The organism is Zoogloea sp., from assembly GCF_044344315.1.
Classification (GTDB): Bacteria; Pseudomonadota; Gammaproteobacteria; order Burkholderiales; family Rhodocyclaceae; genus Zoogloea.
Genome location: NZ_JBIJDC010000135.1, coordinates 1 through 11,799, shown reverse-complemented (window position 1 = coordinate 11,799; position 11,799 = coordinate 1). Strand labels below are relative to the sequence as shown.

At 60.4% G+C, this 11,799-nt stretch carries 10 protein-coding genes; 7 read left to right on the top strand and 3 right to left on the bottom strand.

Features of this window, described 5'->3' with window-relative positions:
* The 4 genes from ACIQ09_RS20015 to ACIQ09_RS20000 form a co-directional block, all read left to right on the top strand.
* Positions 1 to 2,981: YDG domain-containing protein (locus tag ACIQ09_RS20015; RefSeq protein ID WP_398313819.1), on the top strand; the 2,981-nt coding region annotated here is incomplete at its 5' end.
* Between the two features lie 134 nt (positions 2,982 to 3,115).
* On the top strand, positions 3,116 to 4,774 hold the full coding sequence (locus tag ACIQ09_RS20010; RefSeq protein WP_398313817.1) for a ShlB/FhaC/HecB family hemolysin secretion/activation protein: 1,659 nt from the start codon (positions 3,116 to 3,118) through the stop codon (positions 4,772 to 4,774).
* 184 nt (positions 4,775 to 4,958) lie between these two features.
* A complete protein-coding gene (locus tag ACIQ09_RS20005) occupies positions 4,959 to 5,261 on the top strand; it encodes a BrnT family toxin (protein WP_398313815.1) in 303 nt (100 codons plus the stop codon).
* The gene (locus ACIQ09_RS20000; RefSeq protein WP_398313813.1) at positions 5,239 to 5,562 is read left to right on the top strand and encodes a BrnA antitoxin family protein; all 324 of its coding nucleotides are present in this window, start codon (positions 5,239 to 5,241) and stop codon (positions 5,560 to 5,562) included. Before ACIQ09_RS20005 ends, ACIQ09_RS20000 begins: the two co-directional genes overlap by 23 nt.
* A 63-nt stretch (positions 5,563 to 5,625) precedes the next feature.
* Here the strand turns inward: ACIQ09_RS20000 and ACIQ09_RS19995 are convergent, their stop codons facing one another.
* The 3 genes from ACIQ09_RS19995 to ilvA form a co-directional block, all read right to left on the bottom strand.
* Positions 5,626 to 6,975, bottom strand: coding sequence for a type II toxin-antitoxin system HipA family toxin (locus tag ACIQ09_RS19995; RefSeq protein ID WP_398313811.1), 1,350 nt, complete (start codon positions 6,973 to 6,975; stop codon positions 5,626 to 5,628).
* A gap of 6 nt (positions 6,976 to 6,981) precedes the next feature.
* Complete coding sequence (locus ACIQ09_RS19990; protein ID WP_398313809.1) at positions 6,982 to 7,254, bottom strand: helix-turn-helix transcriptional regulator; 273 nt, start codon at positions 7,252 to 7,254, stop codon at positions 6,982 to 6,984.
* 91 nt (positions 7,255 to 7,345) lie between these two features.
* Positions 7,346 to 8,866 (bottom strand): threonine ammonia-lyase, biosynthetic, encoded by a 1,521-nt coding sequence (ilvA, locus tag ACIQ09_RS19985; RefSeq protein ID WP_398313807.1) that lies wholly within the window; start codon positions 8,864 to 8,866, stop codon positions 7,346 to 7,348.
* A gap of 97 nt (positions 8,867 to 8,963) precedes the next feature.
* On the opposite strand from ilvA, the gene ACIQ09_RS19980 reads away from it, so the two are divergent.
* From ACIQ09_RS19980 to ACIQ09_RS19970, 3 genes are all read left to right on the top strand, one after another.
* Positions 8,964 to 9,323, top strand: a complete 360-nt coding sequence (locus ACIQ09_RS19980; RefSeq protein WP_296407871.1) for a RidA family protein — start codon at positions 8,964 to 8,966, stop codon at positions 9,321 to 9,323.
* A gap of 18 nt (positions 9,324 to 9,341) precedes the next feature.
* On the top strand, positions 9,342 to 10,382 hold the full coding sequence (locus tag ACIQ09_RS19975) for an SGNH/GDSL hydrolase family protein (RefSeq protein ID WP_398313805.1): 1,041 nt from the start codon (positions 9,342 to 9,344) through the stop codon (positions 10,380 to 10,382).
* 252 nt (positions 10,383 to 10,634) lie between these two features.
* The coding region (locus ACIQ09_RS19970) for a DUF3683 domain-containing protein (protein WP_398313803.1) at positions 10,635 to 11,799 on the top strand (1,165 nt) is incomplete at its 3' end.

The window sequence follows — 11,799 nt, the reverse complement described above, 5'->3', positions numbered from 1 at the left end:
TCAGCGAAATTGAACCGAATTTGGTCGCGATCATCGTTGCGCGGCGGAATTCATTGAAAACCTCGGGTTATTCGAGGTGCCCTACGGTCTCGGCGCTCGGCAAGGTTGGTAAATGGCTCCTGGACCCGACGGATCTGACGATTGCACCCAGCGGCGGGGATCTGACAGGACGGGTGATTTCTGATCAATTGGCTCGCAATGATGTTGTGCTCCAAAGCACCCAGGGCGCCTCGAACGGAAACGGGGACATTTTTGTCAAGGACCGCATCAGCTGGACCTCAGGTACAAGTCTCAGCCTGCTCGCGGGGCGGAATATCCTTATCAATGCTGAGATCAATGCGTCGGGGAGCGGGGCTGGCGTAGCACTGAATACGGGGCTGTTCGGCGGTGGACAGTATGTTTTGGGTGCGGGAGGACGCATCACACTGTCGGGTGCCAGTCCTGAGTTTGCGATCAATGGAGAGAACTACAAAGTCATTCAAACGGTCGCGCAGCTACAGGCAATGAATGACAACCTGCTTGGCAGATATATCCTCGGTACTGATATCAACGCGAGTGCAACATCCAACTGGAACGGCGGAAAGGGGTTTCTGCCGATTGGACAAGGTGCCAGCAACTTCATGGGAGTTCTGGATGGATTAGGGCATCAGGTTAATGGCTTGTACATTAATCGGCCCAGCGAATCTGAAGTTGGTCTTATTGGGTCAATGGAGGCGACGGTCAGGAATATTGGAGTCTCTGGCGCCAACATTACCGGCCTGGATTCAGTAGGTGCCTTGGCGGGGCAGCTTCGCTGGGGCTCATCGGTCAGTCAGTCCTTCGCATCGGGCAAGGTAACTGGAAGAGGGAATGTCGGAGGCTTGATTGGCTTTGCCACCCCATATCACTATGGCGTACCTTATTGGTGCAGTCAGTGCATTGCAATCGATCAGTCGTACGCTGATGTTGCCGTAGCCGGTCAAGGCGGCGTAGGTGGCTTGGTGGGTACCATTGACCAAACCTCGATTACAAATTCGTATGCAGTAGGCAATGTCAGCAGTCCGGAGATCGTGGGTGGATTAGTTGGACATAATTGGTCAAGCTACATCGTCAACAGCTACTCAAGCGGGCAGGTCCAAGGTCAAGCTTCTGGCGTTGGCGGCTTGGTGGGTTTGCGCAATGGTAATGTCATCAATAGCCACTATGACAGTCAGACTTCCGGGCTCCCGGGTGGCAATACCACCGCAGAGATGAAGCAGCAGGCAACGTTTTCTGGTTGGGACTTCAACGGAGTCTGGCGCATTGTTGAAGGTAGCTCTTATCCGATACTGCGTGCACTGACGAAGGATAAAATCACGTTGACTGTCTCTGCAGCCAACGAAACAAAGGTATACAACGCACAACCCTGGAACCCGAATCCAAGCGACTACATCAGCTATGCCGGTTTTGCCACGGGTGACAATTCTGGTTCCTTATCAGGCGTGCTGCGGCTTGAGGGTGCTGCGATTGGGGCTGTGGATGCTGGTACATATGGATACAGCGGGGCCGGGCTTTCGTCTCAGAAGTATGAAATTTCCTACTTGCCGGGCTACCTCACCATTACTCCAAGCCCCATTTCTGTAAGTGGTGCGCGCCCGTACGACGCGAGCAATAAGGCATATGCAGAAAGCGTTACGTCCCTGAATGGTGTTTTTGAACGCGATAAAGGCTTAGTTTCGGTCACTTCCGGCAGCGGGGTGCTCTCCGGCGTGAACGTCGGAGAGTGGGCGCTCAGTTCATTGGATACGCTGACCTTAGGTGGACAGGCTGCAGGAAACTACCGATTGGTCGCGAGCGGGGGCAAGTGGGCCATCTCTCCTCGCCCAATAGAGCTTATTGGCAGAAAAGTGTATGACGGATCAACGGTTGCAGCAGCATCCGATGACGTCTTAATTAAGAATCTCATTCCTTCCGACGCACCGTTTGTGAGTGTGGATACTAATAAAAACGGAACTTTAAAAAGCAAAGATGTCGGAATAAGAGCTTTGGAAGACTTGGGGTCTCTAAGTGTTTCTGGGAGCGCGTCTTCCAACTATGTCTTGGTTGGTGGGGCGTGGGTAATTGCGCCGAGAAATCTAGTTCTGAGGGCTAATTTTCAATCAGTCCCTAATAGCTTTCTTGATTCCATGGTTGATGAGTACGGGAATGTCGTTCCGATGTTTTTTGATCCGTATAAATATTCGATTGATCTACCAAATGGTAATTCAGGCTTGGTTAATGGCGATAAAGTGCTGGGGGCTTTGTCGGTGGCTGGGTATGATCGATTGCCGGGTGTGTATGCCATAGTAGAAGGCAGTGGATTTTATGCGGGGCCAAATTACTCCATTTCATTTATTCCGGGGACGTTATCTGTAAGCGGATCCCTTAGTGATGCTGTGCTTTATTCGACATTAAGAGTTCCGGAGGTAATAGGAGGTCGGGTTGTTGATAGTGTGGTTGTCGATCCCGTTAAAGAAATAGCAAGAACGTTCGGCGTGGCTAGCGAGGTAAGTGGTTTTCGTAGTGATCCTGTGATGACAACACTAATGTGGGGTTCTGCTATATCTAGAATAGCTGTCACTGGGATTGATGCCTATAAGAGTGGTCAGATTAACGCATTGAAGTCTGTAGTAGTAGGAAGTGTAGGTGATTATTGTTTAGTGTTTAATTGCTCTGTGGATAGAAAAGAGCACTTGGAGAAATCGGTTTCGGTTGTGTTTGATGTTGTTAATAGTGCTTTTTCGATATCCAGGAGTCTTGATTCTACTGTCAATCGTGTCCAGAGCTTGGATAAATCACTTCATGATTCAATATCCACGAATTTTGGAGAGGGGACCGCTGGCTTCTTTGAAATGGAGGAGCAATGGGGGCCTTTGATTGAGAGATTGAAAGTGAAGGAGTTGAGGGAAGGGGTATTTGATATAGGGAGAGAGGCTACGATGGGGGCGTACTCCGTTTTTAATACGATTTTTTCTGAAGATTAAAGAAGCGCTGATTACATCGACTTTTTCCGAACCAGCCCCTCGTAACCTCTCGATTTACATCGGCAGGCCGGAGCAGAGGTGGAATAAATCAGCGTTTCCTTAAGCTATTCTAACGATCACTTTTAGGCATAAAAATGCATTTCGATAAATTGGTTTTTTCCCTTGTGCTTTGCGTTGTGCTATTCGATGTTAGAGAGCCTTGCGCCCAAGCGAGGCCCGATGCTGGCTCCTTGCTTCAAGAGAAAAAGCCAGTATCGACATTTCCCCTGAAGGGAGAAGCACTTATGCCAAAGCAGGCTGATCGGCTAGGGATTGGTGGAGATTCATCTCCCATTGACGTTAGGAGCGTCAGATTCATTGGTGCAACTATGCTCTCCGGAGAGGAGCTGGAAGTACTGATCGCCGACCTAAGGGGTGAGAGCCGCACTCTTCGTCAGCTGCAAATCGCCGCCGCCAGAATTACCGCCCATTACCGTCGTGCCGGCTACACCCTTGCACGTGCTTATCTCCCGCAGCAGAAGATGCAGGACGGAATAGTCACCATCGAAGTGCTGGAGGGCAAGCTGGAGGGCGTCAAGATCGACAACGCTTCACGCCTGTCGAACGAAGCGGTCGGGTCTCGTTTATCCGGCGTGAAGGCTGGCGATGTGTTCAACAAGTCTTCATCAGAACGGGCCTTGCTGCTGCTTTCCGATACGCCGGGTGCGGGGGTGGTGGATTCGCGCTTTGCGCCGGGCAGTCAGCGGGGCGAAAGTGTATTGGTGACCCGCCTGGAAGGGGCGCCGGTCATCGTCGGGCGGATTGAGGCAGATAACCACGGCGGCCTGTATACCGGTCGCAACAGGCTTGGTGTGTCCGCCGATCTCAACAGTGTGCTGGGCTTGGGTGAGCGCTTTTCGGGCAAGGTGCTCGCGAGTGACGCGGAGCTTTACAACGCGCGCCTGGCAGCCCAGGTGCCAGTCGGGTATGACGGGCTGACGCTGGGGGCAGCGGTATCGCACAACACCTATGCCCTGGGGAGTACCTTCAAGGCATTGGATGCGGTGGGCCGGTCTTCCACTGCCGAGCTTAATTTGCGCTACCCATGGGTGCGTTCCGTTGATTTCAACGTCTATGCGCAAGTTGGCTACGAGTATCGCAAGCTGAAGGATGATGTGCGCAGCACCGCAACGGTGACCGAAAAGCATGCCAACGTGGGAACCCTGAGCGCCTTTGGCGACGCACGGGACGGTCTGGGCGGTGGTGGCCTGACCCAGGCAAGTCTGATGTGGAGCCAGGGGCTGCTTGCGTTCGATAGCCCGGGGGCAGAGGCCATTGATGCTCAGGGGGCTAAGACGGCGGGTAGTTACAGCAAGCTCTACCTCACTGCCGAGCGCCAGCAGCGTTTGCCGGCCGACTTCATGCTCAATCTGTCCCTGCGGGGGCAGTGGACCGATGGCAATCTCGATTCATCCGAGAAGTTCAGCCTGGGTGGGCCTTACGGTGTCCGCGCATTTGCCAGCAGCGAGGCCCTGGGTGACAAAGGTTGGCTGGGTAGTGTTGAGCTGCGCTATGCGTTCTCGCCGTCCATCGTGGGGAGCGTTTTCCATGATCACGGTGAGGTGTCGGTCAATGCGCGCCCCTATCTGAGTACACCCAATACCCTCCGGCGGAGTGGCAATGGTTTCGGTCTCACCGGGAGCTATGGAAGCTTCGATTGGCGTGCCTCCGTGGCCTGGCGTGATGGCAAGGCGGGCACCGCCGAGCCCGACCGGCTGCCCCGCCTGTGGGCGCAGGCTGGTTGGCGGTTTTAGTTATCCAAGCTCGAGAACCACGTGACGGCTGACGGTATTCCGATGGGCGTCCGTGTATCGACGAACGCAAAGAACTCGCTTGGACGTCCTTGGTGAATCGCCCCCTTGAAAAAGGATATGCCCATATTTTTGTAGTAACGGAAAAGTCTTGACTTCCAGAATTCTTGTTACAACAATAAAGCCGATGAGCACGTACATTCTTTGGGATGAAACCAAGCGACGAGCCAACCGTAACAAGCACGGGCTGGATTTTCTTGATGCTGTGATGGTGCTGGAAAGCCCTTACCGTCTTGACGTTGAGAGTGTGCGTGGTGGTGAACAACGGACTCAGTCGTTTGCCTATGTTTTTGACGTGTTGGCGGTACTGACGGTGGTGCATGTGGCGCGGGAAGATGCACTGCGGATTGTCAGTTTTCGGCCGGCGAGTGAAGAGGAAAGGGGTGCTTACCATGGCTGGCTCGAAGATGACTTCAATGACACCCGATGAGATGAGGGCCGCCATTGAGCGCGGCGAGAGCAAGACTGACTTGACCAAGGTGCTCGCCACGGCGCCGTATGCCTGGGATGGCGAGAGCGAAGACGAGAAGCCGCTGACGTGGGAGGAGATGCAGGCGGGGATCGAGGCCTACCGGAAGCAACGTGGGCGCCCGGCTGGAAGCGACAAGGAGTCGACCACCATCCGTTTCGACCGCGACGTTCTCGCCGCTTTCCGCGCAGGCGGACCGGGTTGGCAGACGCGCATGAACGCAGCGCTACGCGACTGGCTGGAGACCCACTCCCCGGTGTGATGTCCAAGGCCGTGCCTTTTTGGGTGATTTCCTTGCCTTCGGGGGCGACTCAGGCAGTCGGCCTTATCCCCGCAGCCCGTCAGCAGCGCCCTGCAAACCCTCCAAAATACTGTCGGCCACCGGCATGGGGAATTCCGGCGGGAGTTGGGCGCGCACGGTGGCGACGACCTGGGGGGTTTGCGCGATCAGTTCATCGATCAGCGCATCGGCCGGGCGCCCATCCTCGGTCGACACCCCATGGCGCTGCCCCACGGCGATCCAGTGCCGGTGGAGGATGTCGCGCATTTTCCAGTGGGCGTTTTGTGATCGCACCGCCATGGCCATTCTGGCTTTGAAGGGGGAGAGCTTTCCGACGCCTTCGCCTACCACCGGGTAAGCCGAGAGCACGTCGTACAGGGGCGTCAGCTGGTAGCGTCCGCCGGGGTGCAGGAAGAGGCTGAAGTTCTTGGCATGGCCGTCGGTGGCGCAGAGCATCCAGAACACCAGTTGCGCCCGGACGAAGCTGCGGCGGTCGTGGTCGCGTGTGGTCGAGCCATCCAGCACGTCCATGATGCGATCCATGCCGGGCCCGCCGTCGGCTTCGTACTTGAGGCTAGGTGGTGTGCCGGTGGCCTGGCACATGTCTTCCTGGGGCAGGCGGATCAGTCGAATGTCGCCAGCCGGGCTGGTCCACCAAGCCCGGTCAAAACGTTCGACCACCAGCGCTTTCACGTCTTCAAACTGCCGGGGCTGGCAGGCTGCAACGGGCAGGCCGAAGGCCCGGAGGATCAGCGCGCACAGCCACTCGTTTTCGACCGAGTCACGCAGGTCCAGCTTCATGCCGCCAATCAGGCCCAGGGGCAGCTTGAAGATATGGGTCGTTGGCGTGCTGCCGCGCGGTAGGTACCACTCGCCGTTCTGGTGAAGCAACGCGGTCTTCTCCTGGGCGCCTGCGATGGAGATGCGCAAGTCCGTAGTGTCGTCCTGCAGCCCCAGCATGCGGGTGCTTGTCGTTTCTCGCAGTGCCCGCGCCACCTGGGCTTCGTTGAGCGGCTCTGCCTGTAGCGGACCTGGCCCGGCGCAGGTCTCCCCGGGGGGCAGTATTTCCAGCGCGCCCACGCAGTCCCGGCCGATCTGCGCCAGCAATGCAAACGCGTCGGTGCTGCCCGCCTTGTAACGACGGGCGAGGCGTTCGCGGATGTCCTGGCTGTCGGGCAGCAGATTCTCGAAGTAGGCGCGCACCGTGTTGCCGCGGTGGGCCTCGTTGCCCGGCATGAAGGGCAAGGACAGGGAGAGGGGGCGCCCTTGCTCCGATTGGGTCCAGGCGAGGTCGTACTGCAATATGTCCGGGCCGTGTGCACCCAGGCTCCAGGTGCCCACGAAGGCGCCATTCATCCAGAGCCCGAGGGAGCGGGTGTGCGAGCGGCGCCCCATGTGCGCTTACCAGACAGGTCCGTCGGGAGAGCCTGGCGTCGATGCGGGTTGCGGGTCGGCGCCGGGTTTGCTCAGGACGAGCTCCACGCCCAGGATCCTGAGCAATTTCAGGAGCCGCCCGGCGCTGACCTTTTCGGCATTGCGCTCCAGCGCCGAGTAGGTCTGTTGCGTAACCCCCAGGCGCAGTGCCACTTCGCTTTGGGTCAGGCCGGCATTCTTGCGGAAGGCCTGCAGGAGCATGGGCAGTTGCTCCGCGGTGCGTACCGTAAAGTGTTCCATACAGGCCCCAAGCTGTATTTTCTATATACGCATCGTAGGCTGTAAATCTGCGATACGCAATACAGGCTGTACTACAGGGGCCCGGGCATTCTTACCCCAGGAACATCCGGTAAGCCGGGTTGCCCGTCTCGTCCACATACTCATACCCCAGCCGCGCCAGGAAGCCCTGGAAGGCTTCGCGGTCCTGCGGGGGCACCTGCATGCCCACCAGCACCCGGCCGAAGTCGGCGCCGTGGTTGCGGTAGTGGAACAGGCTGATGTTCCAGTCGGAGCGCAGGGTGTCGAGGAAGTTGAGGAGGGCGCCCGGGCGCTCGGGGAAGACGAAGCGGTAGAGCACCTCGTTCTCGGCCTGGGGGGCGTGGCCGCCGACCATGTAGCGGATATGGCTCTTGGCCATCTCGTCGTCGGTGAGGTCCAGGCAGGGCAGGTCGTGGCGTTGCAGCAGCTCGGTGATACGCACGCCTTCGGCCCGGTTGTGCACGCCCACGCCCACGAAGATGTGGGCCTTGGCCGCATCGGCGTAGCGGTAGTTGAACTCGGTGATGTTGCGGTTGCCCAGCAGGTCGCAGAACTTCTTGAAGGAGCCGGGCTTCTCGGGGATGGTCACGGCCAGCACGGCTTCGCGCTGTTCGCCCACCTCGGCCCGCTCGGCCACGAAGCGCAGGCGGTCGAAGTTCATGTTGGCGCCGGAGGCCACGGCCACCAGGGTCTTGTCCTTGAGGTTGTGGCGTTTGGCGTATTCCTTGGCGCCGGCCACGGCCAGGGCGCCGGCGGGCTCAAGGATGGAGCGGGTGTCCTCGAACACGTCCTTGATGGCGGCGCAGATGGCGTCGTTGTCCACCAGGATCATCTCATCCACGTATTCCTGGCACAGGCGGAAGGTCTCTTCGCCCACCAGCTTCACCGCGGCGCCGTCGGCAAACAGGCCCACCGTGGGCAGCTCGATGCGCTTGCCGGCGGCCAGGGACTGGGTCATGGCGTCGGCGTCGATGGTTTCCACGCCGATCACCTTGATCTCCGGGCGCACCCGCTTGATGTAGGCCGCCACGCCGGCCAGCAGGCCGCCGCCGCCCACGCAGCAGAACACCGCGTGGATGGGCTTGGGGTGCTGGCGCAGGATCTCCATGCCGATGGTGCCCTGGCCGGCGATCACCTCCACGTCGTCGTAGGGGTGGACGAAGGTGAGCTTCTCGCTCTTTTCGAGCTCTTTGGCGTGGCCGTAGGCGTCGGAATAGCTTTCGCCGGCCAGCACCACCTCGCCGCCATGGCGCTTCACGGCGTCGATCTTGATGGCGGGGGTGGTGGTGGGCATGACGATGACGGCGCGTGCGCCGAGCTTCTTGGCCGACAGGGCCACGCCCTGGGCGTGGTTGCCGGCGGAGGCGCAGATCACCCCGCGCTTGAGGGCCGCCGGGCTGAGGCTGGCCATCTTGTTGTAGGCGCCGCGCAGCTTGAAGCTGAACACCGGCTGCATGTCCTCGCGCTTGAAGTAAATCGTGTTGTGGATGCGCGCCGACAGGTTCGGAGCCAGGTCGAGGGGCGTTTCGATCGCCGCGTCATAGACCTGGGCAGTGAGGATCTTCTGGAGGTAGTCGGGGTGCTGCGCGCTCATGGCTGAACCTGTGCTTTTCGGCTGGGGAAGCGACAAAGGGTAGCAGCCGGAGCGCGGGCGCTGCAACATGATGCCCTTTTGCCCCAGGGAGATGACAATGGCCGACATCCTGCGAGGCGGGACGACCCCGCGGTATTCCGATTTCACAGTTCATGGTGGCGTGGTGTATTGCGTCGAGGTGCCCCCTTCGCCGGCAGCTGACATTACCGCCCAGACAGCGGCGATGCTCGCCAGCCTTGAGGCGCTCCTCGGGCAGGCGGGGAGCGGCAAGGATCTTTTGCTGATGGTGACCCTTTATCTTGTGGATATGGCTGACTACGATGCAGTCAATGCGGTCTGGGATGCGTGGGTGCCGCCGGGTACCGCGCCGTCCAGGGCCTGTGTGCAGGTCAAGGCCCTGGCCCAGCCGGGCTGGCGGGTAGAGATTGCCGTGCAGGCAGCGGTCCGATCCAAATGAAAACGGGAGGAGATGAGCATGGGGATCAGGGAGCATGTCGGCCGCTGGGCCGCCGCCTTGTGTCTGGTAGCGGCCGCCCAAGGTGCTGTGGCCGGGCCGTATTCCAATCTGTATGTGTTCGGCGACAGCCTGTCGGACACCGGCAATGATCTGCTGGTGACCGGCGGTGCCGTGCCATCGCCGGCCTACTACACCGACGGGGCCACCGTGGGGCGCTTTACCAATGGCCGTAACTACGTGGATTTCCTGGCCGATGGGCTGGGCCTCAGCGTAAGCCCGTCCCAGCTGGGTGGAACCAACTACGCCTACGGTGGCGCCCGCGTGAATGGCCAGGCGGCGGGCCTGCCGCCCACCGCCCTCAGCTTCAATCAGCAGGTGGCCAGCTATATGGCCACCCACGGCACGGGCACCGATCCGAACGCCCTCTATGTGTTGTGGATCGGTGCCAACGACCTGTCCGACGCCATCGCCGCGGCAGTCCAGGCTGCGGCGATGGCGGTCAATCCGGCCGACGTGCCCGGGATCATCAATGGTGTGTTGGGTACGGCCATCGGCTCGGTGATGAGCAGCCTCGGCAATGCCCTTGGCGGCCTGGCCTCCCTGGGCGCCAGCCATTTCCTGGTGCCCAACCTGCCGGACCTGTCCCTGACTCCCGAGGTCCGCGCTATCGGCAACCCCTTCGTCACTGGCGTTGCCCAGGCTGCCAGCGTCGGTTTCAATCAGGTGCTGAGTGGGTTCCTAGGCAGCTTTGCGGTGCTCGACATTTCGACCATCGACGTGTTCTCGGCCCAGACCCGCATGACCCTCGACCCGGCGGCCTTTGGCCTGGTCAATGTCTCCGACGCCTGCTTTGACGGGGATCTGGCGGGCACCGGCACGCCGGCCGTGTGCGCCAATCCGGACGCCTTCCTGTACTGGGACTACGAGCACCCCACGTCTGCCCTGCACGCCGAAATTGGCCGACTGGCCCTGCTGGCGGTGCCCGAGCCCGCTGGCTGGAGCCTGCTCCTCATCGGTCTGGGCGGTATCGGCCTGATGGGCCGTCGGCGCCGTCACTGAGTTGCTCAAGCTGGCCCGCCTGGCGCGGGCTGGCCAGTTTCTGGTCGGGCCGGACGCTGTCCGGCCCGATGCGTTTCAGGGGCCCGATGCCGATCCTTGCTGCCGGAACCGCCCCTTTCCCCACGTGTCGAACAGGCCAGCCCGGCGGCTTGTGCCAGAGCCCCTGCTCGCCGTAAGGCTTTGTTTTTCGACAGAAGGCGGAGCGGTCCGTTAAAATGCTCCGTTCTCCGCTGCACAGATCCAGGTATCCCGATGACCCAACGCCTGCGCGAAATTCCCTACAACTACACCTCCTTCTCCGACCGGGAGATCGTCATCCGCCTGCTTGGCCAGGACGCGTGGCAAACCCTCGACGCCCTGCGTTCCGAGCGCGTCACCGGCCGATCCGCGCGGATGCTCTACGAGGTGCTGGGGGATGTATGGGTGGTCCAGCGCAACCCCTACCTGCAGGACGACCTGCTCGGCAACCGGGATCGCCAGGGCGCGCTGATCGGGGCCCTGCGCCACCGCCTGCATGAGGTCGAAAAGCGCCGCGAGGAAGCCAGCGCCGAAGATCCCGAGCGCAGCGCCAAGGTGGCCAGCCTGGTGGTGGCCGCCCACGGCGCCGTCGACCGCTTCGCCAAGCTCTTCGAAGACACCGCCGAGCTGCGCAAGCGCGTGCAGCGCGAGCTCGCCCGCCACACCCGCAAGGACAACATCTGTTTTGACGGGCACGCCCGCGTGTCCCACGTCACCGACGCCACCGACTGGCGCGTCGAGTATCCCTTCGTGGTCCTCTACCCCGACACCGAGGAAGAGATGGCCCCGCTGGTGAAGAGCTGCATCGAGCTCGGCCTGACCATCATTCCCCGCGGGGGCGGCACCGGCTACACCGGCGGCGCCGTGCCGCTGGACGCCAAGTCCGTGGTCATCAACACCGAAAAGCTCATCAGCCTCGGCCCCGTCGAGGAAGTGGTGATGCCGGGCCTGAACGGCCCCATGGGCACCGCCTACGCCACCATCCGCACCGGTGCCGGCGTGGTCACCGAGCGCGTCTCCGAAGCCGCCTCGGCCGCGGGCCGCGTGTTTGCCGTGGACCCGACCTCCGCCAGCGCCTCGTGCATCGGCGGCAACATCGCCATGAACGCCGGCGGCAAGAAGGCCGTGCTGTGGGGCACCGCGCTCGACAACCTAGCCTGGTGGAAGATGGTCACGCCGGACGGCAACTGGCTGGAGGTGGAACGCCTCGACCACAATTTCGGCAAGATCCACGAACAGGAAACCGTGCACTTCCGCCTCAAGCGCTTCGACGCCAAGGGCTACAAGTTCATTTCCGAAGAAATCCTCTCCCTGCCCGGTGCCTCCTGCCGCAAGGACGGCCTCGGCAAGGACGTGACCGACAAGTTCCTGGGCGGCGTGCCCGGCGTGCAGAAGGAAG